A 22595-nucleotide genomic window follows, 5' to 3' on the forward strand; every position below is an offset into this window, starting at 1 on the left:
AAGAAGGACGACATCACCATGGCCGCCAACCGCTCCGCCACCGCCGACCGCCGCGCCCGAATAGAGGAGATGCGCCGCGCCGAGCAGGCCCGTGAGCGCCGCAACCGTCTGATCACCATCGGCATCTCCGGGGTCGTCGTCCTGGGTCTCGTCGGCTTCGGCACCTTCGTGCTGATGAAGAAGTCCGACGAGCAGGACGCGAAGAACGCCGCCGCCAAGGCCCCCATCAAGGCCGAGCAGTCCTGGGACGCGAAGAAGCTCGGCCGCAACCACGTCGAGACCGCCGTGAAGTACGACATGAAGCCGCCGGTCGGCGGTGACCACCACCCGGTCTGGATGAACTGCGACGGCGTCGTCTACGCCAACGCCATCAACGACGTGAACGCCGTGCACTCGCTGGAGCACGGCGCCGTCTGGGTGACGTACAGCAAGAAGGCCGCCGAGGCCGACGTGAAGAAGCTGTCCGAGAAGGTCGGCAAGACGCCGTACTCGCTGATGAGCCCCGTGGAGGACCAGACCGGGGCGATCATGCTGTCCGCCTGGGGCAAGCAGGTGACCGTGGACAACGCCTCCGACCCGCGGATCGACGCCTTCTTCACGAAGTACGTCCAGGGCCCGCAGACCCCTGAGCCGGGCGCCGCCTGCACCGGCGGGCTCGACAAGTGAGCCCGGTGGGAGGGGACGAGGACGAGTTCGCGCCGGTCGTCCGGCGCGGGCCGAACCGGACCCGGTGGGCCGCCGTCACCGCCGTCGCTCTCGCGCTGCTCTTCGCCGGGGGTGCCGTGACGGTCGCCTCCGCGGAGCGCGACGAGGCGCCGCGTACGCCGGTATCCGACTCCGCGGACGCCGGCTTCGCCCGGGACATGTCCGTCCATCACCAGCAGGCCGTCGAGATGTCGTTCATCGTCCGGGACCGCACCCGGGACGAGGCCGTCCGCCGGCTCGCGTACGACATCGCCAACACCCAGGCCAACCAGCGGGGCATGATGCTCGGCTGGCTGGACATGTGGGGGCTGCCCAAGTTCGAGTCGGGTGTCGAGCCGATGACCTGGATGGGCATGGGCGGTACGGGCGACAGCGGGCCGCTCGACGGCGCGCTGATGCCCGGCATGGCGACCAACGCGCAGCTGGACGCCCTGCGCGCGGCCAGTGGCCGGGAGGCCGAGGTCCTGTACCTGAAGCTCATGACCGAGCACCACAAGGGCGGGGTCCACATGGCCGAGGGGTGTGTGCGGAAGTGCGCCCCGGGCGTCGAGCGTGATCTCGCGCAGGGCATGGTCGACGCCCAGCGGTCCGAGATCCTGCTGATGGCCGACATGCTGAAGCAGCGCGGCGGTGCCTGAGCCGGCGCGGGACCGGAGGAGCGCGGTGCCCGAGGCGGCGCGCTCCTGATCCCGCAAGGCCGTCCGGCCCCCGTGACCCGCTGCGGTCGCGGGGGCCGTGCCGTGCGCCGAGAATGAATGGGCTCGGGGACGTTCGTGCGACGACGTTCGACGAAAGGTACGTAGCCCATGACCACGGCGAAGGACATCATGCACCCCGGGGCCCAGTGGATCCCGGCACACGAGACGCTCGACCGCGCCGCGCAGCTGATGCGCAATCTGAACGTGGGCGCGCTGCCCATCGCCGACGAGAACGAACGGCTCTGCGGCATCATCACGGACCGCGACATCGTGGTCGGCTGTGTGGCCATGGGCCATGATCCGGCGAAGATCACCTGCGGCGAGATGGCGAAGGGCACGCCGCGCTGGGTCGAGGCCGGCGCGGACGTGGGCGCGGTCCTGGAGGAGATGCAGAGCCACCAGATCCGTCGTCTCCCCGTCATCGAGGGCAAGCGGCTCGTCGGCATGATCAGCGAGGCCGATCTGGCCCAGCATCTGTCGGACGAGCAGATCAAGGCGTTCTGCGCGAGCGTCTACGCCGCCACCTGACCGGACCGCAGCACCGCCCGGGCCACCGCGTCCGGGCGGTCCAGCATGACCAGATGGCCCGACGGCACGGCCGCCTCGTAGTGGGCGCCGAGCCGCCGGGCCAGCGCGCGTTGGCGCCGTTCCCAGCGGGCGGAGCCGTCGGGGGCGGCGAGGACGGTGACGGGCAGTCCTGGCGGGAGCGGGTACCGGTCACGGAGGGCGAGGAGTTCGGCGGCGACGGCGCCGTAGCGGGCGTTCTCCAGGAGGGTGCCGCGCAGGACGCGTGAGGTGCGGTAGACGCGGCGGATCAGCGCGGAGGGCGCCGGGTCGCTCCGTACGGCCGCCCGGCGGAGGGTCGGGCCGAGCGCGGCCGGGACCCCGGCGGCGGCGAGCGTCCCGCCGAGGAACCGTGAGGCGGCGACGGCGGTCCGGGAGGGGCGGGGGTGCTCCTCCACCGAGGAGTCGACGAGGACCAGTGCGGCGGTACGGGCCGGGTGGAGCCGCGCGAAGGCCTCCGCGTGGAATCCGGCGATGGAGTGGCCGACGACGGTGACGGGGGCCCGGTGGCCGCCGACCGCGTCGAGGAGCGACGCGATCCGGTCCGCCTCGCCCGCCGCCGTCGGCGGGGCCGTGGCGGGGGCGGACAGGCCGTGGCCGGGGCGGTCGAAGCGGACGACCGTGCGGTACGGGGCGAGCAGCGGCACGACCGGGTCCCAGTCGAACCAGCTCAGGCCGAGACCGGCGCTCAGGACGCAGACGGGCCCCGAGCCCTCGACGACCACGTGGTGGGCGACTCCCCCGATCCGTACGAAGGTCATCGCGACCGCCCCCGGACGAGGGACCCGGCGAGTACCGCGAGCCAGACGGCCACCAGGAGGACCTGGAGCCGCTGGCCGGCGCCGAGCGCCCACGTGCCCCTGCCGGCCTCGAAGGCGGCCATGGCGGCGAGGGTCCAGGTGGTGGCGGCGAGCTCCAGGACGACGAGGGCGGGGCCCGTACGGGCGAGGGGGCGCCAGTGGCCGTACCGGCGGGCGGCCACCGTCAGGGCCACCATGGCGGCGAGGGCGCCGGTCATGGCGAGGGTCGAACTGACGGCGTGGGCCGTATGGGTGGCGGGCACGAGTCCGGCGGTCTCGCGGGCCGCGCACGCGGGGTCGGCGGTGGGGGCGCAGCTGAGCGGGAGCCGCGAGTCGGCGACGGTGGCGGCGCCGAAGACGGCGAGGGCGATCCAGCCGCCGCGCGCCCAGGGCCCGTGGCTCCGGGTCGCGGCGAGTCCGGTCAGCGCGCCCGCGAGGACGAGGAGGCCGGCGGCGAGGTCGGTGGCGCGGAAGAGGCCGCCGAGGGGCTGGTCGGCGGCGGCGAGTTCGGAGACGTACGTCCGGACCGGATCGAGCCCGGTCCGGACGAGGACTTCGAGGAGCCAGGCGGTGTACGCGAGCGCGCCGAGGCCCAGCAGGGCCGCGGCCGCTCTCGTCGCCCTTTCGGGCACCTTTCCGGGCATGGTGGTTCGAACGTTCAGGACGAACCGGAAGGTTCCCTGTGGTCGGGGTGGACCCAGCTCGGCTTGCGGTACTTGAGCAGCGCGGCCGGGATGACGACGCCGAGGAGCAGCAGGCCGCCGCCGACGATGAGCAGGTAGCGCCAGAGCGACTGGTCGCCGAACTGGTCGGGCGGGACGAAGCCGATGACGAGCGCGGCGACCGAGGCGACGAAGCCGACGCCGGCGACCCATTCGACGGCGGGGACGCGGAAGCCGCGTTCGACGTCCGGCCGGCTCCTGCGGAGCTTGACGACGGAGACGAACATCAGCAGGTACGCGATCAGGTAGATCTGCACGGTGATGACGGAGAACATCCAGTACGCGCTGGAGACGTCGTCGCTGAAGGCGTAGAGGATGCCGATCAGGGTGGTGACGACGCCCTGCGCGATCATGATGTTCTGCGGGACGCCGTTCCTGTTGAACTTCTGCAGCGCGGGCGGCAGGTAGCCCTCCTGTCGGGAGAGCAGGACGAGGCCCTTCGCGGGTCCGGCGAGCCAGGTGAGCATGCCGCCGAGGGCGGCGCAGACCAGCATGACGCCGACGACCTTGGTCATCCAGCCGATGGAGAAGTGGTCGAAGAAGGCCTGGAAGGCCTGCATCAGACCGGCGGTGAGGCTGAGCTGCGCCGAGGGGATGACCCAGGCGATGGCGAGGGCCGGAAGGATGAAGATCAGCAGGACGAGGCCGGTCGCCAGGAACATCGACTTCGGGTACTCGCGCTTGGGCTCGCGCAGCGAGGAGACGTGGACGCCGTTCATCTCCATGCCCGCGTAGGACAGGAAGTTGTTGACGATCAGGACCAGGCTCGCGAGGCCGGTCCACGGCGGGAGCCAGTGGTCGGCGGTCATGGGCTGCGCGGAGGGGTTGCCCTGGCCGAGGAAGATCATGCCGAGGAGGACGAGCAGCACGCCGGGGATGAGGGTGCCGATGATCAGGCCGAAGGAGGAGAGACCGGCGATCGCCTTCGTCCCGCGCGAGGAGATCCAGACCCCGCTCCAGTAGACGACGACGATGACGATCGCGACGTAGACGCCGTTCTCGGCGAGGGAGGGGTCGATGACGTACGCGAAGGTCGAGGCGACGTACGCGAGCAGGCTCGGGTAGTACGCGATGGTCATGGCGAACTGGCACCAGACCGCGAGGAAGCCCAGCGGCTTGCCGAGCGCCTCGCTGACCCACCGGTAGATGCCGCCCGACCAGCCGGACGCGAGCTCGGCGCCGACGAGGGCGGTGGGGAGCAGGAAGACGATGGCCGGGAGCAGGTAGAGGAAGATCGCGGCGAGGCCGTAGATGGCCATCGACGGCGAGGGCCGCAGGCTCGCGACGGACGCGGTGGTCATGAAGGCGAGCGTCAGCCAGGAGATGAACTGCCGCTTGGTGCCGTCGTCCTGGACCGTCGTCATGTCATCGGCGGCGGGCCGTGCCGACTCTGCCGGGTCGTCAGTGGTCGTCATGGGCCCATGATCAGCGGGGCGGGGCCGTGTCGCATGTCGAGCGCGACCCGGCCACGGTGGCGGGGCGTCCGGGGTTCTCCCCGGCCCGTCCTGGAGCGTTTTCCGGGACATCGCGTCGGTGTGACGATTACACTGGCCGGGTGCCTCAACTACGCCTCGCCCTGAATCAGATCGACTCGACCGTCGGAGACATCGCCGGGAACGCCGAGGCGATCGTCCACTGGACCCGGCACGCCGCCGGACAGGGCGCGCATCTCGTCGCGTTCCCCGAGATGGCGCTGACCGGCTACCCCGTCGAGGACCTGGCCCTGCGGCCCTCCTTCGTCGAGGCCTCACGGGACGCCCTGCGCGGGCTCGCCCGGCGCCTCGCGGACGAGGGCTTCGGCGAGCTGCCGGTCGTCGTCGGCTACCTCGACCGCTCCGAGCGGGCCGAGCCGAAGCTCGGGCGGCCCGCGGGCTCGCCGGAGAACGCCGCCGCGGTGCTGCACCGCGGCGAGGTGGTGCTGCGCTTCGCCAAGCACCACCTTCCCAACTACGGCGTCTTCGACGAGTACCGCTACTTCGTCCAGGGCGACACCCTGCCGGTGCTCCGCGTGCACGGCGTCGACGTGGCCCTGGCGATCTGCGAGGACCTCTGGCAGGAAGGCGGCCGCGTCCCGGCGGCACGCAGCGCGCGGGCCGGGCTCCTCCTGTCGGTCAACGCCTCCCCGTACGAGCGGAACAAGGACGACACCCGGCTCGAACTGGTCCGCAGGCGGGCCCGGGAGGCCGGCTGCGTCACCGCGTACATGGCGTCCACCGGCGGCCAGGACGAGCTGGTCTTCGACGGCGACTCGATCGTCGTGGACGCGACGGGCGAGGTGATCGCACGTGCTCCGCAGTTCGTCGAGGGCAGCGTGATCGTCGATCTGGAGCTGCCGGCCGCCGACCCCGGGGCCCCCGAGGGCAGCGTCGACGACGGGCTGCGGATCGACCGGGTGGTGCTCTCCGAGAAGCCGCTTCCCTCGTACGAGCCGGAGCTCGCGGGCGGCTACGCGCACCGGCTCGACGACGACGAGGAGGTCTACTCGGCCCTGGTCGTGGGGCTGCGCGCGTACATCGCGAAGAACGGGTTCCGCTCGGTGCTCATCGGTCTCTCCGGCGGCATCGACTCGGCGCTCGTCGCGGCGATCGCCTGCGACGCGGTCGGCGCGGGGAACGTGTACGGGGTGTCGATGCCCTCGAAGTACTCCTCCGACCACTCGCGCGGCGACGCCGCCGAACTGGCCCGCCGCACCGGCCTCGACTACCGCACGGTGTCGATCGAGCCGATGTTCGACGCGTACATGGCCGCGCTCGGTCTCACCGGCCTCGCCGAGGAGAACCTGCAGTCCCGGCTGCGCGGTACGACGCTGATGGCGATCTCCAACCAGGAGGGTCACCTCGTCCTCGCACCGGGCAACAAGTCCGAGCTGGCGGTGGGCTACTCGACGCTGTACGGCGACTCCGTCGGCGCGTTCGGGCCCATCAAGGACGTCTACAAGTCGACCGTCTTCCGGCTCGCGCGCTGGCGGAACCGGGCGGCCGAGGAGCGCGGCATGACCCCGCCGATCCCGGAGAGCTCGATCACCAAGCCGCCCAGCGCCGAGCTGCGCCCGGGCCAGGTGGACACGGACTCGCTGCCGGACTACGACGTCCTGGACGGGATCCTCGCCCTGTACGTGGACGCGGACCGGGGCCTGGACGAGATCGTGGCGGCCGGGTTCGACGAGGAGGTCGTCGCGCGGACGCTGCGGATGGTGGACGCGGCGGAGTACAAGCGGCGCCAGTACCCGCCGGGCACCAAGATCTCGGCGAAGGGCTTCGGCAAGGACCGGCGTCTGCCGATCACGAACCGCTGGCGGGAGACGACGCCGTCCCGCTGACCACCCTGTCGGTGTCGAGGGGGCTTCCCGCCACGACGCGGGAGGCCTCCTCCCTCGTCTCCGCGCGGTCGAGCAGGCCCGCGACCGCCGCGATCGCCAGGCCGACCGCCGTGAGACCCGCGCCGACGAGGGCCGGCGAGGTCCAGCCCCAGCCGGCGGCGACGGCGGCCCCGCCCGCCCACGCGCCGCCCGCGTTGGCGAGGTTGAAGGCGGAGTGGTTGGAGGCGGAGGCGAGCGTCGGGGCGTCCTTGGCCTTCCGCATGACCAGCATCTGGAGCGGGGTGGTCGTCATGAAGCCGACCGCGCCGAGCACGACGACCGTGACGAGGGCCAGCCAGGGCACGTGGACGGTGAAGCGGAAGGCGACCAGGGCGAGGACGAGGGCCGCGAGCGAGCCGTACAGCGTCGGGCGGAGCGCCCGGTCGGTCAGCGGGCCCGCGGCGAGCGCCCCGCCCGTCATGCCGAGGCCGAAGAGGGCGAGGACGACGGTGACGGTGGACTCGCCGAAGCCCATCACCTCGGTGGTCATCGACGCGAGGTAGGAGTAGACGGCGAAGACGCCCGCGAAGCCGAAGACCGCGGTGAGCAGGCCGAGCAGCACCTGCGGGCGGCCGAGGGCGCGCACCTCGCGGCCCAGGCCCTGCCGGTCGTCCACGGGGACGTACGGGACGAGGCGGGCGAGCGCGGCCATGGCCAGGAGGCCGATGACGGTGACGACGAGGAAGGTCGCCCGCCAGCCGAGGTGCTGGCCGAGCAGGGTCGCGGCCGGTACGCCGAGGATGTTGGCGACGGTGAGGCCCAGGAACATCGTGGCCACCGCCCGCGCCTGCCGGTCCTCGGGCACGAGCCGGGCGGCGACGACGGCGCCGACGCCGAAGAAGGCCCCGTGCGGGAGCCCGGCGAGGACCCGGCCCGCGACCAGCCAGCCGAAGCCGGGGGCGAGCGCGGAGGCGAGGTTGCCGACGACGAACAGCGCCATGAGCAGGAGCAGCATCCGCCTGCGCGGGATCCGCGAGCCGAGGGCGGTGAGCAGGGGCGCTCCGACGACCACGCCGATCGCGTACGCGGAGACGAGGTATCCGGCGGTGGGGACGGAGGTGCCGAGATCGTCGGCGACGTTGGGCAGGAGGCCCATCATCACGAACTCGGTCGTGCCTATGCCGAAGGCGGAGACGGCGAGTGCGAGCAGCGCCAGGGGCATGGGGAGAGCCTTTCCGGAATGTCCCGAAGATAGTTCTTCGTCGGAACAAAGACTCTCAGGTGCATTCTTCCCGGCGGTCTCCGGGGGATGAAGGGGAGGTTTCACCCCGGAGTCCCGGGGGCCGGAGGCCAAGAGCCCGGAGTCCCGGACGTCGGAGCCCCGGAGTCCCGGACGTCGGAGCCCCGGAGTCCCGGACGTCAGAGCTTCACGCGGGCGGCGATCGGCAGGTGGTCGCTCATCGTCGCCGGCAGCGCCCAGGACGACATGGGCTCGACGCCCTTCACCATGATCTGGTCGATCCGGGCCATCGGGAACGAGGACGGCCAGCTGAAGCCGAAGCCGTCTCCCGCCGCGCCCTGGGTGGAGCGCAGCTGCGAGGTGACGGCGTTGAGCGCGCGGTCGTTCATGGTGCCGTTGAGGTCGCCGAGGAGGACGATCCGCTCGTGCGGGTCGTGGGCGATGGCCTCGCCCAGGGCGTTGGCGCTGTCGTCGCGCTGGTTGGCGGTGAAGCCCGCGTTCAGCTTGACCCGGACGGACGGCAGGTGGGCGACGTACACGGCGACGTCGCCCTTCGGGGTCACGACGGTGGCGCGCATCGCGCGGGTCCAGCCCATCCGGATGTCGACGGGCTGCGCGGCGCGCAGGGGCAGCTTGCTCCAGAGGCCGACCGTGCCCTCGACGGAGTGGTACGGGTAGGCCTCCGCGAGGCCCCGCTCGTACGTCGGGACCATCTCGCCCTTGAGCTCCTCCAGGGCCAGCACGTCGGCGCCGGACGCGGCGAGCTCGCGGGCGGTGCCCTCGGGGTCCGGGTTGTCGGCGTTCACGTTGTGGGTGGCGACGGTCAGATCGCCGCCGGCGACGGACTTGTCGGCGACGAGGCCGCCGAAGAGGTTGAGCCAGACCACGGAGGGCAGCAGCAGGGCGATCAGGGCGGTGGCGGAGCGCCGGACCAGCGCGAGGACCAGCAGGAGGGGGATGAAGAGGCCCAGCCAGGGCAGGAAGGTCTCGGTCAGGCTGCCCAGGTTGCCGACCGTGTTGGGGATCTCGGCGTGGAACACCATCAGGAGCGTGAGCGCCACCGCGGTGGCGGCGATCAGGACGCCCCGGCGCCAGATGCCGCGGTCGCGCCGGAGGCCGTCGAGCGCGTCCCTGAACCGGGATCCGGAACCCTGACGCTCGTGTCCCGCGTCGCCGTGCTCGGTCTCCGTCATGTCCACCCGCGCCATCGCACTGTCCTCACTGCTGCCTTGCCGTCTTGCGTGACCCGGTGTCGACACTAGGCGATCCCGGGGCCGTCGTACTCCCCCAGGGACGACACTGATGCGTGGCGGGTTCCTGCAGGTGGCGAGGGCGGCGACCCTGTGACAGAACGCGCACATTCGTACGGGTCGGGTCGGCTTCGCGGCGGATCAGCCGCGCGGGCGCAGGCCCTCCAGGACGGTGTCGACGATCCGCTCGGCGAGGCCGGGCTCCAGGGCGCCGCCGGGGCGGATGACGGTACGGAGGAGCAGGGGGCCCGTGAACAGGTCGTTGACCAGCTCGACGTCGAGGTCGTCGCGGATCTCCCCCCGCTCCATGCCGCGCCGCACCGCGTCCAGGCCGAGGCGGCGGCGCGGTTCGATCACGGTGTGGTGGTACGTGTCCCACAGCTTCGGATAGAGCTGCATCTGCGAGAACACGTTGTGGAGGAGGGCGGAGGAGCGTTTGGCGAGCCCGCGCCGGCGGATCGACTCCAGGAGCGTGACGAGGTCGTCCCGGGCCGAGGTGCCGGGCAGCACCGGGTCCGGGAGCTCCACGGAGCGGAGCAGGTCGACGAAGAGCTCCTCCTTGCCGGGCCAGCGCCGGTAGATGGTCGCCTTGCCGACGCCGGCGGTACGGGCGAGCTTCTCGATGGACACCTCGGCGAGCGGCGTACCGCCCTCCAGGAGCCTGATGGCCGCGTCGAAGATCGCCTGCTCGACGGCCTCGCTCCGCGGCCGCCCACGCCGGGCGGCACCGGGCACCGCCCCGCCGGGCGCGTCCCCGTCCTCCGGCGCGGGGCCTCCGCAGCCCACGGGGCGCGACCCGCCGCCGTGGGGCTCGGCCTCGCCGCCGCGGGGCTCCGGGGCTTCGCCGCCGTGAGGTTCCGGTACCCCGCCGTCGTGGGGTTCCGGGGCCTCGCCGTCGTGGGGTTCCGGGCTCCCGCCGTCCTGCAGCGACACGTGCGCTCCGCCTCTCCTCCGGTGACCGGCCGTCGGCCTATCGACGGGCCGATTCTCCCGCCTCGGCCCCGGGCACGGGCACGGCGGCCCGCCGGACGTCACCGTCCGGGGCCGCGGGGGCCGGAACGGCGCCCCGGACCGTACCGGCGCCGTCCACGGTCTCGGCTCCGTCCACGGTCCCGGCATCGCGCACGGCCCCGGAGGCGTCCGCCCCGTCGGAGCCGTCCGCCACGGCAGGCCCGTCCGCCACGGCAGGCCCGTCGGCCGCCGGGCCGTCGGTCGGCGCGGGCGCCGCGCCCCGCTGCGTACGGCCCGGCAGGAACGCGGCCACGACGGCCGCGCCGACCAGGGCGATCACGGCGGAGGCGATCGCCGTGACGTGCATGGCGTCGAGGAAGGCGTCGTACGCCGGGGCCACCAGGCTCCGGCCGGCCGGGCCGAGCTTCTCCGCGACCGCGAGCGTCGCCTCGATGGACTCGCCCGCCGTGTCGCGCAGCGCCGCCGGCACCCCGCCGAGGTGCCGCTCGATCTCCCCGCGGTACGTGGAGGAGAGCACCGAGCCGAGGACGGCCACACCCATCGCGCCGCCGACCTGCCGGAACGTGTTGTTGATCGCCGAGCCGGAGCCCGCCTTCTCCCGCGGCAGGGCCTGCATCACGGCGACCGTCACCGGCGGCATGATGTGCGCCATGCCCGCGCCCTGGAGGAAGAAGACGACCTCCATCACCCACACCGGCGTCGAGGCGTCGAAGAGGGCGAAGGCGGCGAGGCCCGCGGCGACGAGCAGCATGCCGACGGTGCAGACGGCCTTCGCGCCGAAGCGCTCGACGACCAGCCGCGCCCGGGGCGCGAACACCATCTGCGCGACGGCGAGCGGCAGGATGAGCAGCCCGGACTGCAGCGCGCTGTAGCCGCGGACGCTCTGCAGGTAGAAGGCGGAGAAGAAGGTCACGCCCATGAGCGCGAAGAAGACCAGCGCGATCGCGGCGACGGCCGCGGCGAACGCGGGCTTCCGGAAGTACGCCATGTCGATGGCCGGGTGGTCGCTGCGCCGCTCGTGCAGGACGAAGACGACGAGGACCGCGAGGCCGCCGAGGACCGGGGCGAGGACGGTGACGTCGGTGAAGCTCGCCAGCTCGCCGCCGCGGATGATCCCGTACACGAGGAGGACGAGCCCGAGGACGGAGAGCAGCACGCCGGGGAGGTCGATCCGGCCCGGCTTCGGGTCCCGGGAGTCGGGGACCAGCCAGACCATGAGGGCGAGGGCGAGGAGGACGACGGGCACGTTGACGAGGAAGATCGATCCCCACCAGAAGTGTTCGAGCAGGATGCCGCCGGTGATCGGTCCGATCGCGATGGCGAGGCCGACGCTGCCGGCCCAGATGCCGATGGCCTTGGGCTGCTCGTCCCGCTCGAAGACGTTCATGAGGACGGCGAGGGTCGCGGGCATGACGAAGGCGGCGCCGAGGCCCATGACGGCCCGGTAGGCGATCAGCTCACCCGGGGAGCCGGAGAAGGCGGCGAGGGCGGAGCCGATGCCGAAGACGGTGATGCCGAAGAGCAGCACCTTCTTGCGGCCGAGGCGGTCGCCGAGCAGGCCGGAGGTGAAGAGGAGTCCGGCGAAGACGAGCGTGTAGGAGTTGATCGACCACTCCAGCTCGCTCTGGGTGGCGCCGATGCCGGTGGGCGCGGGGGCGGCGATCGTCTTGACCGCCACGTTCAGGATCGAGTTGTCGAGGACGACGATCAGCAGGCTGAGCATGAGAACGCCGAGGACGGCCCAGCGGCGGCGGTGGACGGCCTCGGGGACACGGGGCGGAGCGCCCGGAGTGCCCGAAGGAGCGGGAGCGGGGGACGGCTGCGAGGACATGCCGATCACCCTAGACCCATTTCGATACGAGACCGTCTCGTATCGAAAAACCTTGCGGAGGCTTTACGTTGCGCCGGTGTGAACAGCGCCACTCCGGCCCACTTCCCCGCCCGCCCGGCGAAGTGCCACCATGGATGTGGTCCGGGGACGCCGTCAGGGCGCCTCGAGATGACGAAGGAGCCGTTTCCCATGACGCTTCAGGCTGCCCAGAAGTCACCCGCCGACAGCAGCAAGGCGCTGTACGGCGGCCAGGGCACGCGCCGCATCACCGTCCACGACATCGCCGCCGCCAAGGTCCGCGGCGAGAAGTGGCCCATGCTCACCGCCTACGACGCGATGACCGCCTCCGTCTTCGACGAGGCCGGCATCCCGGTGATCCTCGTCGGCGACTCGATGGGCAACTGTCACCTCGGCTACGAGACCACCGTGCCGGTCACGATGGACGAGATGACGATCCTCTCCGCCGCGGTCGTACGGGGCACCAAGCGCGCCCTCGTCGTCGGCGACCTCCCCTTCGGCTCGTACCAGGAAGGGCCCGTCCAGGCCCTGCGCAACGCGACCCGGCTGATCAAGGACGCGGGCGTCAACGCGGTCAAGCTGGAGGGCGGCGAGCGTTCCCTGCCGCAGACCGAGCTGCTCGTCCAGGCCGGCATCCCCGTCATGTCCCACCTCGGCCTCACCCCGCAGTCCGTCAACACCATGGGCTACCGGGTGCAGGGCCGTAGCGACGAGGCCGCCCACCGGCTGCTCAGCGACGCCAAGGCGGCGCAGGACGCGGGCGCCTTCGCGGTCGTGCTCGAACTCGTACCGGCCGAGCTGGCCGCCGAGGTCACCCGCTCGCTGCACATCCCGACCATCGGCATCGGCGCGGGCGCCGGCACCGACGCCCAGGTCCTCGTCTGGACCGACATGGCCGGCCTGACCGGCGGCAAGGTCCCGCGCTTCACCAAGCAGTACGCCGACCTCCGCAGCACGCTCGGCGACGCCGCGCGCGCCTTCGCGGAGGACGTCTCCGGCGGGGCGTTCCCCGCCGAGGAGCACACCTTCCACTAGAAGGTGTCCGCCCCTGACCGGGCCTGATCGACACCAGGCCCGCAAGGGCTCCCACGCCACTGCGGCACCTCCGACAGCCCGCCGACACCCCCCGTCGGCGGGCTGTCGGTCGTCTGTCGGGGGATTGTCGGTGGCGGCTGATGTAGTGCTCCCATGACGCGATCACACACCAACGCCGTCGAGGTCCGGGGCCTCGTGAAGCACTTCGGCGCGACGAAGGCCCTCGACGGGGTCGACCTGGACGTCCGGGAGGGCACCGTCCTCGGGGTCCTCGGGCCGAACGGCGCCGGCAAGACCACCCTCGTCCGCTGCCTGTCCACCCTCCTCGTCCCGGACGCCGGGACCGCCACCGTCGCCGGGTACGACGTGGTGAAGCACCCCCGCCAGCTGCGCCGCACCATAGGCCTCACCGGCCAGTACGCCTCGGTCGACGAGAAGCTCTCCGGCTGGGAGAACCTCTACATGATCGGGCGGCTGCTCGACCTGTCCCGGCAGGACGCCCGCCGCCGGTCCGACGAGATGCTGGAGCGCTTCTCCCTGACCGACGCCGCCAAGCGGCCCGCGATGACCTACTCCGGCGGTATGCGCCGCCGGCTCGACCTCGCCGCCTCGATGATCGGGCAGCCCTCCGTCCTCTACCTGGACGAGCCGACGACCGGACTCGACCCGCGCACCCGCAACGAGGTGTGGGACGAGGTCCATCGGATGGTCTCCGAGGGCGTCACCGTCCTCCTCACCACCCAGTACATGGAGGAGGCGGAGCAGCTCGCGAGCGAGCTGACCGTCGTCGACAAGGGCAAGGTCATCGCCAAGGGCGGGGTCGACGAGCTCAAGGCGAAGGTCGGCGGCCGGACCCTGAAGGTCCGCCCGGTCGACCCGGGCCAGCTGTCCGCGATGGCCGCCGCGCTCCGCGAGACCGGTCTCGACGGCGTCGCCGGCTCGACCGTCGTGCCCGACGAGGGCGCGCTGTACGTGCCGATCCTCACCGACCAGCAGCTGACCGCCGTCGTGGCGCTGCTCGGGGCGCGCGGCTTCGGCATCGCCCACATCGGGACCCATCTGCCCAGCCTGGACGAGGTGTTCCTCGCGATCACCGGCCAGAAGACCGACGTGTCCGACGCGATCAGCGAGGAGGTCGCCGCGTGAGCACGACCACGACCACCACGACCACTGTCACCAAGTCCCCCGGCGACGCTCCGAGGACGGCTCCGGCGCGCCCCGCGCCGTCCGCCGAGGGCCGGATCGGGCTGCGGGCCAACCTCCGCCACATCGGCGCCCTGGCCCGCCGCAACGCCCTGCAGATCAAGCAGGACCCGGAGTCGATGTTCGACGCCGTCCTGATGCCGATCATCTTCATCCTGCTGTTCGTGTACGTCTTCGGCGGCGCGATCTCCGGCAAGGGCAACAACGACGTCTACGTCAACTACGTGACGCCCGGCCTGATGGCGATGATGGGCATGAACATCGCCATGGCCGTCGGCGTGGGCATCAACGACGACTTCAAGAAGGGGGTCATGGACAGGTTCCGGACGATGCCGATCGCCCGGTCCTCCGTCCTGATCGCGAAGATCGTCGTCGAGGTCGGCCGGATGCTGATCGCCACCGCGATCCTGCTCGGCATGGGCTTCCTGCTCGGCCTGGAGATCCACACCTCGGTCCTCCACCTCTTCGCCGCCATCGGTCTGTCGATGGTCTTCGGAGCCTCGCTGATGTGGATCTTCATCCTGCTCGGGCTCACCCTCAAGACGGCCCAGGCCGTCCAGGGCATGGCGATGCTCGTCCTGATGCCGCTCCAGTTCGGTTCCTCGATCTTCGCCCCGACGACGTCGATGCCGGGCTGGCTGGAGACCTTCACCGACTACAACCCGCTGTCGAACCTCGCCGACGCCGCCCGGAACCTGATCAACGGCGGTCCGGTCGCCCACTCGGTGTGGATGACCCTCGGCTGGGCACTGGTGATCACGGTCGTCACGGCGCCGCTCGCGGTCACCAAGTTCCGCAAGAAGGTCTGAGCGGCGCCCCTGGTACGGGGGTCAGGACTCGGCGCGCTCACTGATCGCGTCGGCGGCGCGGCCGAGCAGGGCGGCGGTCTCTTCGAGAGAGAGACCGCCGCCTTCGGCGTATGCCGCGGCGAACGCGGCCTCGCCGAGGACGGATCGGGTCAGTTCGGTGGCCGTGGCCAGGTTCTCGCGCTCCAGCGGCGGCGGCAGGTGCCCGTCCGGGAGGAGGCCGTCCCGGGTCCCGAGCAGCGTCGCCGCGAACCGTGCGGCGGGACCGCCGATACCGGCGAGCGCCCAGGCCGCGACGACCACGTGGACGGCCGGCATCTGCGGGGCGATCATCATCGACAGGGTGCCGAGGGAGCGCTCGTACGCCTCCGCGGCGAGGTCGAAGGCGGAGCGGTACTCCCCGTCCACGTCATCCAGCCAGGCCAGACTGCCGAGCGTGAAGCCCTCGAAGATGGAGAGGGTCTCGGAGCCGAACTCCCCCCGCAGCGCGTGCAGGTGCTCGCGGGCCTCGGCGGTGCGACCGCTGCGGCCGAGCGCCAGGGCGAGGAAGATACGGGCGCCGAGCAGGGGTTCGTGGCCCCGGCCGTGCTCCCCTTCCACGATCTCGCGCAGGATCGCCTCGCCCTCGTCGAGCCGACCGGTCTCGACGAGCGTCCCGGCGTACCGGGCCCGCAGCAGGGCCGTCTGCGACTGTGCGCCGATCCGTTCCGCGTAGTCGATGGCGGCGGCGAAGTCCTCGGCCGCGCCCTCGAATTCGAGCTGCCGCTCGCGGGCCTCGGCCCGGGAGGAGAGCGCCTCCGCGGCGCCCCACGCGTCGCCGAGGCGGACGAAGATCTCCAGGCTCTCGTCGGCGTCGCCGGTCGCCTCGGAGGCCCAGTCGGCCCGGTTGGCGAACATGTTGGCCCGCATCTGGAGGGCGTTGGCGAGCTCCCAGTCGTAGCCGTGGCGGCGGCAGGCCTCGACGGTCGTGTCGAGGAGTTCGCGGAGCCGGCCGGCCTCGCCGATGAGGAGGACCGCGAAGACGGCGAAGGAGCCGGGCAGCCGGCAGGTCTGCGGCAGCCCCGGCTCGTACACGGCGGTCATCTCACGGAGCCGGTGCACCCCCTCGGGGCTGGTCCAGCGCCCGGTCTCGTGGTCCATGTTGAGGAGTTCGACGAGCCGCACCCCGCGCCGGGCCTCCCAGCGCTGCTCCTCGGAGAGCGGCGGCGGCGCGGCCGTGCACGGCTCGTGCAGGGGGGCCACGGGGGCGGCGGGCGGGGTGAACGGGTCGGGTCCGAGGTCGGCGGCGGCGCCGGCCCAGTGCAGGGCGTCGGTGCGCAGGTCGCGCATCTGCCAGTACCAGAGCAGGGAGTGGACGAGGACGAGCGCCTCGTCCTCGTCGCGGGCGGCGACGGCCCGGCGCAGGGCGGTGCGGAGATTGCCGTACTCGGTCCCGAAGCGGGCGATGGCGGCGACCTGTCCGGGGCCGCGGAGTTCGGGGTCGGTACGGCGGGCCAGTTCGCGGTAGTACGCGAGGTGACGCCGCTCGGCCGCCACCCGCTCCCCCGCCTCGTCCAGCCGCTCCCCCGCGTACTCCGCCACCGTCTCAAGCAGACGGAACCGCATCCCCTCACCCTCGGACCCCGGCCCCGCGACCACGAGCGACTTGTCGACAAGAGCACCCAGCACATCCAGCACGTCGCGCACGGAACCGTCCGCGCACACCGCCTCCGCCGCCGACAGATCACACCCGCCCGTGAACACCGCCAGCCGCCGCAACACCGCCCGCTCCGACCCGTCGAGCAACTCCCACGACCAGTCCACCACCGCCCGCAACGTCTGCTGCCGCGGCAACACCGTCCGCGCCCCCGACGTCAACAACCGGAAACGATCATCCAACCGGTCCGCGATCTGCCGCACCGACAACATCCGCAACCGCGCCGCCGCCAACTCGATCGCCAACGGCAACCCGTCCAGCCGACGACACACCTCCTCCGCCGCCCCCGCATCATCCGCCACCCGAAAACCCGGCCGCGCCGCCGCACCCCGCTCACCCAACAACCGCAACGCCATCCCCACCGGCAACGGCCCCAACGGACGCACCACCTCCCCCGGCACCCCCAACGGCTCCCGGCTCGTCGCCAGGACCCGCAGTCCGGGGCAGCGCCCGAGGAGGGCCTCGGCCAGTTCGGCGGCGGCCGCGACGAGGTGCTCGCAGTTGTCGAGGAGCAGCAGCATCCGCCGCCCGGCGCAGTGCTCGACCAGCCGGTCGAGCAGGTCGCCGCCGCCGCGCAGCTCCTCGGCTCCCGCGCCGCGCAGCACGGTCTCCCGGGCGCCGACGGCCGCGAGCACGGCCTCGGGGACGGCCTCCGGGTCGGTGACGGCGGCGAGTTCGGCCACCCACACCCCGTCGGGCCAGGCCTCGGCCCCGCGCTCGGCCGCCTCCTGCGAGAGGCGGGTCTTCCCGGCGCCGCCGGGCCCGAGCAGGGTGACGAGCCGGGCCGTCCGCAGGTCCTCCTGGAGGGTGGCGATGTCCTCGTCCCGCCCGACGAAGCTGGTGAGCCGGGCCCGGAGGTTCCCGCGCACGGGCGGCTTCGGCGGCTCGGCGCTCGCGGGTGCCTCCGCCTTCGCGGGTGCCTCTGCCTTCGCGGGTGCCTCCGCCTTCGTGTACGCCTCCGTCCTCGCGGCTGCCGGCGGGGCCAGGAGCTCCGCGTGGAGGGCGCGCAGGGCCGGGGAGGGGTCCGTGCCGAGCCGGTTGGCGAAGGCGCGGCGGACCGACTCGTACGCGGCGAGCGCCTCGGCCGCGCGGCCGGTGTCCCGCAGGGCCCGGATCCGGAGGGCCTGGAGAGGCTCGTCGAGCGGGTGGGCGGCGCTGAGGGCGGTCAGTTCGGGGAGGGCCTGGGCGGCCTCGCCGAGGGCCAGGGCGGCGCCGAGCCGGGCGCGGCGGGCGTCGAGGCGGCGGGCGTCCCAGCGGGCGGCCTCCGCCTCCCGGTCCGGCAGGTCGGCGAAGGCGGGTCCGCGCCAGAGCGCGAGGGCCTCGTCGAGGAGGGCGGCGGCCCGTACGGCGTCGTCGGCGCCGAGCGCGGCCACGCCTTCGACGGCGAGCCGCTCGAAACGCTGGGCGTCGACGTCCTCGGGCCGGGCGTCGAGCCGGTAGCCGCCGTCCGCCGAGATCACCGCGGTACGGCCGAGGGCCCTGCGGAGCCGTCCGACGAGGGCCTGGAGCGCGGCGACCGCGTCGGCGGGCGGCTCGTCGCCGTGCCAGACCTCGTCGACGAGGACCGGTACGGGCACGGTCCGGCCTGCCCGCAGGGCGAGGACGGTCAGCAGCGCGCGCACCCGCGGACCGCCGACGGTCACGTCGGTGCCGTCGGGCGCGCGGGCGAGGGTCGGGCCGAGCACGAAGTAACGCACAGCCCCCATTCTCCGCGAGCCGCCGCCCGCCTCCGGACCTCGGGTGTCGGAACTCGTACCCGCACCCGGTACGTTTCCCGCACACCAGCCCTCCGCCCCTTGGGAGTTCCCGCGATGACCACGGCCACCAACCGGAGCCACGAACGACGGATCAGCCCCGTCTTCCTGGCGATCCTCGCCGTCATGGCCGTCACCGGCTGGGCGGTGTGGTCGGACTTCGCCGCCTCGCCCGGCCTGGCGGTGTTCCTCTTCGTGACCTCGGCGTGGGTGGTGTCGCTCTGCCTCCACGAGTACGCGCACGCCCGTACGGCGCTGCACGGCGGGGACATCACGGTCGGGGCGAAGGGTTATCTGACCCTGAACCCGCTCGCGTACACGCACGCGTGGCTGAGCATCATCCTGCCGGTACTGTTCGTGATCATGGGCGGGATCGGTCTGCCGGGCGGTGCGGTCTTCATCGATCAGGGCCGGATCAAGGGGCGCTGGAAGCACAGCCTGATCTCGGCGGCGGGCCCGCTGGCGAACGTCGCGTTCGCCGTGGTCTGCACGGCCCCGTTCTGGCTCGACGCGCTCGACGGCGTGCCCGCGGCCTTCCGGTACGCGCTGGCCTTCCTGGCGTTCCTCCAGGTGACCGCCGCGCTCCTGAACTTCCTGCCGGTGCCGGGGCTCGACGGGTACGGAGTCGTGGAGCCCTGGCTCTCGTACAAGGTGAAGCGGCAGATCGCGCCGTACGCGCCGTACGGCTTCTTCATCGTGATCGCGCTGCTGTTCGTACCGGCGGTCAACGTCTGGTTCTTCGACGTGACCTACATGCTGACGGACGCCCTCGGGGTGTCGCCCGCGGACAGGTACTGCGGCGCGCACCTGTTCCGGTTCTGGGAGGAGATCCCGGAGCCGTGCGAGGTCTGATGCCGAACCGGTCGGACAGGACCTAACCCTGCGCGGCAGCCGCCTTCTCGACCTTCGCACGGCGGATGTAGTACCAGGCCATGTTGGACGAGAGGCCCGCGAGGAGGACCCAGATCACGCCGAGGAAGCTGCCCTGGACGAAGGAGACGACGGCCGCGGTGACGGCCAGGGCGCAGACCACGAGGGCGTAGAGGGCGAGGCGGGGCATGGGGGACGGCTCCTGTCCGGGTACGGCGCTGCTGGTGCCCGTCCAGTGTCCCCCATGCCCGCCGCCGGGCAGGGACCGGCTCAGATGTCGGTGACCCGGAGCCCGGCGTGCGCCTTGTAGCGGCGGTTGACCGAGATCAGGTTCGCGACGAGCGACTCGACCTGGTGGGCGTTGCGCAGGCGGCCGGCGAAGACGCCGCGCATGCCGGGGATGCGGCCGGCGAGGGCCTGGACGAGCTCGACGTCGGCGCGCTCCTCGCCGAGGACCATCACGTCCGTGTCGATCTCCTCCAGGGAGGCGTCCTGGAGGAGGACGGCGGAGAGGTGGTGGAAGGCGGCCGCGACCCGGGAGTCCGGGAGGAGCGCGGCGGCCTGCTCGGCGGCGGAGCCCTCCTCGGGCTTGAGGGCGTAGGCGCCCTTCTTGTCGAAGCCGAGCGGGTTGACGCAGTCCACGACGAGCTTGCCGACGAGCTCCTCGCGCAGGGACTCCAGGGTCTTGGCGTGGCCGTCCCACGGCACGGCGACGATCACGATGTCGCTGCGGCGGGCGCACTCGGCGTTGTCGGCGCCCTCGACGCCGTGGCCCAGCTCCTCGGCGACGGCCTGCGCGCGGTCGGCGGCGCGGGAGCCGAGGATCACCTTCTGGCCGGCCTTGGCGAGCCGGTAGGCGAGGCCGCGGCCCTGCTCGCCGGTGCCGCCGAGGACGCCGACGACGAGCCCGGAGACGTCGGGGAGGTCCCACGGGTCCTTGGGGGCCGCCTTGGGGGTGGCGGCGGTGGCGGGGGAGCCGGTGGAGTCGGTGGAGTCGGTGGAGGAAGTCATGGGCCCGACATTACCGACCGGTCGGGCCGCGGGACCCCGTCCCGTACGGGTGGCCCCTGCCACAACCGGCCACGTGCGCGGCGCGGCTGAGGCAGGATGTGGACCCGTGGATGCCGTACGGGTCGCGTTGCTTCGGGAAGTGCTCGCCGGGACCGAGTGGCCGCGGGAGGCGCGCCGGTTCGCGGGGGCGCTCCGGTCCTCGGTCGTCCCCCACCGGGGCGGGTTGCTGCTGGTCGGCACGGAGGAGTACGAGCCCTGGCACCTGGCGGCGCACCTCGTCGACGAGTCGGCCTGGTCGGGGCTTCCGGAGCTGGCGCCGACGCTCGTACGTCACCGGGTGCGGCCGGGTGATCCGGCGCATCTGGCGGTCGGTCTCGGGCGTCTGGAGGTCGCGGGGCGCGGGGCGACGCTGCTGATGGTGGCGCCGGAGCGGCCGGACGCGGGGCTGCTGCAGCGGGTGCACGACGCGCGGCGGGCCGGGGCGACGGTGCTCTCGCTCGACGGCGGCGACGCGGAGGTGCGGGGGCTCGCCCACGAGACGCTCACGGTGGCGGAGGGGGCGGAGGTGGACCTGGACACGGTGCAGCACCTGGTGAGCGCGGCGGCCGGGGAGAACAGCCTCCCGTCGCCCCGGGGCAGCCGCCGCTTCCGCGACCGCCTCTCGGACCTCGCCGACCGTCTGACGGCCCCGCCACCGCCGCGCTGGTGACCGCCACCGGCCCGTCGGTCGGGGACGGCCGCCGCTGACCTGCAAATTCGGTTGCCCCCGGCGCCGGCCGGCCGGAACATGGCCCCTCGTGTCCTCCGCCTTCTCGAAGTTCTCCGCCCTCCTGCCCGATCTGGCGCCGTGGCGCGCGTCCCGTGACTTCCGGCTCCTGTGGAGTCAGGGGCTCGTGACCTACTTCGCCAGTGCCATGGCGATGATCGCGCTGCCGCTCCAGATCAAGGACCTGACGGATTCGCCGCTCGCGGTCGGGGCGATGGGCGCGGTCGAGCTGGTGCCGCTGGTCGTCTTCGGGCTCTACGGCGGCGCGCTCGCCGACGCCGTCGACCGGCGGAAGGTGATCGTGGCGACGGAGGCGGGGCTCGGGCTGCTCGCCCTGCTCCTGCTGCTGAACGCGCTGCTGCCGGAGCCGATGCTGTGGCCGCTGTACGTGGTGGCGGCCGGGGTCTCGGCGCTCGCGGGGCTCCAGCGTCCCGCGCTCGACTCGCTGCTCGCCCGGATCGTGCCGCACGAGCACCAGACGGCGGCGGCCGCCCTCAACTCGCTGCGCTGGCAGATCGGCTCCATCGCGGGCCCGTCGATCGCGGGGCTCGTCGTCGCGTACTCCGGTCACGCCCCGGCGTACGCGGTGACGATCGTCGGCTTCGCCGCCTCCGTGCTGATGTGCCGCCGTCTCTCCCCCGCGCCGCCCGCGCACGACGCGGAGAAGCCCTCGCTGCGGGGCATCGCGGAGGGCGCGCGGTACGCCTGGTCGCGGCCGGTGCTGCTGGGCACGTACGCGATCGACCTCGCGGCGATGTTCTTCGCCTTCCCGAACGCGATCTTCCCGTTCCTCGCGGACGAGCTGGACGCGGAGTGGTCCCTCGGCCTGATGTACGCGGCGGGCTCGGTCGGCTCGCTGGTGCTCGGTCTGACCAGCGGCTGGACGTCCAGGGTGCGGCGCCACGGGCTGCTCGTGGTCGGGGGCGCGGCCGGCTGGGGTCTGGCCATCGCGGCGGCCGGCTGGTTCGGGAACGTCTGGCTCGTGCTGCTCTGTCTGGCCTTCGCGGGCGCCGGCGACATGCTGAGCGGCCTCGGCCGGGCCACGATCTGGAACCAGACGATCCCGGAGGAGCTGCGCGGGCGGCTCGCCGGCATCGAGGTGCTGTCCTACAGCGTCGGCCCGCAGCTGGGCCAGGTCCGGGCGGGCGTGATGGCCGGCTGGACCGGCACCCGGGCGGCGATCTGGTCGGGCGGTGTCGCCTGTGTCGCCTCGGTGGGGCTGCTCTGCCTCGCGCTGCCGAAGCTGCTCACGTACGACTCGGACACGGACGAGGACTCACTGCGCCGAAAGGCCCAGCAGGAAGCCGTACGAGCGGAGGACCGGGAAGCGGCCGGGACCGCCTGAGCGGGCCCGGC

20 protein-coding genes are annotated in these 22595 nt (G+C 72.8%); 10 read left to right on the top strand and 10 right to left on the bottom strand.

From position 1 onward, the window contains the following. The first annotated feature begins 18 nt into the window (after positions 1 to 18). The 3 genes from OG580_RS09825 to OG580_RS09835 all read left to right on the top strand — a co-directional run bounded on the left by OG580_RS09825 (position 19) and on the right by OG580_RS09835 (position 1931). Positions 19 to 666, top strand: a complete 648-nt coding sequence (locus OG580_RS09825) for a DUF3105 domain-containing protein (RefSeq protein WP_267043263.1) — start codon at positions 19 to 21, stop codon at positions 664 to 666. Positions 667 to 671: 5 nt separating this feature from the next. Next, the gene (locus OG580_RS09830) at positions 672 to 1343 is read left to right on the top strand and encodes a DUF305 domain-containing protein (RefSeq protein WP_267043264.1); all 672 of its coding nucleotides are present in this window, start codon (positions 672 to 674) and stop codon (positions 1341 to 1343) included. A gap of 168 nt (positions 1344 to 1511) precedes the next feature. Next, positions 1512 to 1931, top strand: coding sequence for a CBS domain-containing protein (locus OG580_RS09835; RefSeq protein WP_267043265.1), 420 nt, complete (start codon positions 1512 to 1514; stop codon positions 1929 to 1931). Here OG580_RS09835 and OG580_RS09840 read toward each other — a convergent pair. From OG580_RS09840 to OG580_RS09850, 3 genes are read right to left on the bottom strand one after another with little or no spacing between them, the layout of a single operon-like run. Beyond that, positions 1916 to 2728 (bottom strand): alpha/beta fold hydrolase, encoded by an 813-nt coding sequence (locus OG580_RS09840; protein ID WP_267043266.1) that lies wholly within the window; start codon positions 2726 to 2728, stop codon positions 1916 to 1918. The genes OG580_RS09835 and OG580_RS09840 overlap by 16 nt on opposite strands. Continuing rightward, positions 2725 to 3411 (bottom strand): DUF998 domain-containing protein, encoded by a 687-nt coding sequence (locus OG580_RS09845; RefSeq protein ID WP_267043267.1) that lies wholly within the window; start codon positions 3409 to 3411, stop codon positions 2725 to 2727. Before OG580_RS09845 ends, OG580_RS09840 begins: the two co-directional genes overlap by 4 nt. Before the next feature lie 14 nt (positions 3412 to 3425). Beyond that, on the bottom strand, positions 3426 to 4904 hold the full coding sequence (locus tag OG580_RS09850) for an APC family permease (protein ID WP_267043268.1): 1479 nt from the start codon (positions 4902 to 4904) through the stop codon (positions 3426 to 3428). Positions 4905 to 5044: 140 nt separating this feature from the next. On the opposite strand from OG580_RS09850, the gene OG580_RS09855 reads away from it, so the two are divergent. Continuing rightward, the gene (locus tag OG580_RS09855; RefSeq protein WP_267043269.1) at positions 5045 to 6808 is read left to right on the top strand and encodes an NAD+ synthase; all 1764 of its coding nucleotides are present in this window, start codon (positions 5045 to 5047) and stop codon (positions 6806 to 6808) included. Here the strand turns inward: OG580_RS09855 and OG580_RS09860 are convergent. The 4 genes from OG580_RS09860 to OG580_RS09875 all read right to left on the bottom strand — a co-directional run bounded on the left by OG580_RS09860 (position 6771) and on the right by OG580_RS09875 (position 12080). Continuing rightward, complete coding sequence (locus OG580_RS09860; RefSeq protein ID WP_267043270.1) at positions 6771 to 8009, bottom strand: MFS transporter; 1239 nt, start codon at positions 8007 to 8009, stop codon at positions 6771 to 6773. The two genes, OG580_RS09855 and OG580_RS09860, sit on opposite strands and share 38 nt — an antisense overlap. Before the next feature lie 197 nt (positions 8010 to 8206). Next, positions 8207 to 9235 (bottom strand): endonuclease/exonuclease/phosphatase family protein, encoded by a 1029-nt coding sequence (locus OG580_RS09865; protein ID WP_267043271.1) that lies wholly within the window; start codon positions 9233 to 9235, stop codon positions 8207 to 8209. Between the two features lie 183 nt (positions 9236 to 9418). Then, a complete protein-coding gene (locus tag OG580_RS09870; protein WP_267047951.1) occupies positions 9419 to 10012 on the bottom strand; it encodes a TetR/AcrR family transcriptional regulator in 594 nt (197 codons plus the stop codon). A 235-nt stretch (positions 10013 to 10247) separates the two neighbouring features. Further along, entirely contained in the window at positions 10248 to 12080 is a 1833-nt protein-coding gene (locus tag OG580_RS09875) for a DHA2 family efflux MFS transporter permease subunit (RefSeq protein WP_267043272.1), read from the bottom strand. A gap of 189 nt (positions 12081 to 12269) precedes the next feature. Here OG580_RS09875 and panB point away from each other — a divergent pair, with 189 nt between their 5' ends. From panB to OG580_RS09890, 3 genes are all read left to right on the top strand, one after another. Further along, a complete protein-coding gene (gene panB, locus OG580_RS09880) occupies positions 12270 to 13133 on the top strand; it encodes a 3-methyl-2-oxobutanoate hydroxymethyltransferase (protein ID WP_267043273.1) in 864 nt (287 codons plus the stop codon). Positions 13134 to 13286: 153 nt separating this feature from the next. Beyond that, the gene (locus OG580_RS09885; RefSeq protein ID WP_267043274.1) at positions 13287 to 14279 is read left to right on the top strand and encodes an ATP-binding cassette domain-containing protein; all 993 of its coding nucleotides are present in this window, start codon (positions 13287 to 13289) and stop codon (positions 14277 to 14279) included. Next, positions 14276 to 15145, top strand: a complete 870-nt coding sequence (locus OG580_RS09890; protein ID WP_267043275.1) for an ABC transporter permease — start codon at positions 14276 to 14278, stop codon at positions 15143 to 15145. The genes OG580_RS09885 and OG580_RS09890 overlap by 4 nt, the downstream gene beginning before the upstream one ends. A 21-nt stretch (positions 15146 to 15166) precedes the next feature. Here the strand turns inward: OG580_RS09890 and OG580_RS09895 are convergent, their stop codons facing one another. Further along, positions 15167 to 18535: a BTAD domain-containing putative transcriptional regulator gene (locus OG580_RS09895; protein ID WP_267043276.1), complete on the bottom strand. Its 3369-nt coding sequence runs from the start codon at positions 18533 to 18535 to the stop codon at positions 15167 to 15169. A gap of 114 nt (positions 18536 to 18649) precedes the next feature. Here OG580_RS09895 and OG580_RS09900 point away from each other — a divergent pair, with 114 nt between their 5' ends. Beyond that, a complete protein-coding gene (locus OG580_RS09900) occupies positions 18650 to 19444 on the top strand; it encodes a site-2 protease family protein (protein ID WP_267043277.1) in 795 nt (264 codons plus the stop codon). Positions 19445 to 19466: 22 nt separating this feature from the next. Here OG580_RS09900 and OG580_RS09905 read toward each other — a convergent pair whose 3' ends face one another. Together OG580_RS09905 and npdG are read right to left on the bottom strand one after the other, a co-directional pair. Next, positions 19467 to 19652 (bottom strand): hypothetical protein, encoded by a 186-nt coding sequence (locus OG580_RS09905; RefSeq protein ID WP_267043278.1) that lies wholly within the window; start codon positions 19650 to 19652, stop codon positions 19467 to 19469. An 80-nt stretch (positions 19653 to 19732) separates the two neighbouring features. Next, positions 19733 to 20473, bottom strand: coding sequence for an NADPH-dependent F420 reductase (gene npdG, locus OG580_RS09910; protein WP_267043279.1), 741 nt, complete (start codon positions 20471 to 20473; stop codon positions 19733 to 19735). Positions 20474 to 20579: 106 nt separating this feature from the next. Between npdG and OG580_RS09915 the strand changes: the two genes are divergently transcribed. Together OG580_RS09915 and OG580_RS09920 are read left to right on the top strand one after the other, a co-directional pair. Then, positions 20580 to 21182, top strand: a complete 603-nt coding sequence (locus tag OG580_RS09915) for a hypothetical protein (protein WP_267043280.1) — start codon at positions 20580 to 20582, stop codon at positions 21180 to 21182. 88 nt (positions 21183 to 21270) lie between these two features. After that, the gene (locus OG580_RS09920) at positions 21271 to 22584 is read left to right on the top strand and encodes an MFS transporter (protein ID WP_267043281.1); all 1314 of its coding nucleotides are present in this window, start codon (positions 21271 to 21273) and stop codon (positions 22582 to 22584) included. Positions 22585 to 22595 lie beyond the last annotated feature (11 nt).

It is taken from the genome of Streptomyces sp. NBC_00094 (assembly GCF_026343125.1).
Taxonomy (GTDB): Bacteria; Actinomycetota; Actinomycetes; order Streptomycetales; family Streptomycetaceae; genus Streptomyces.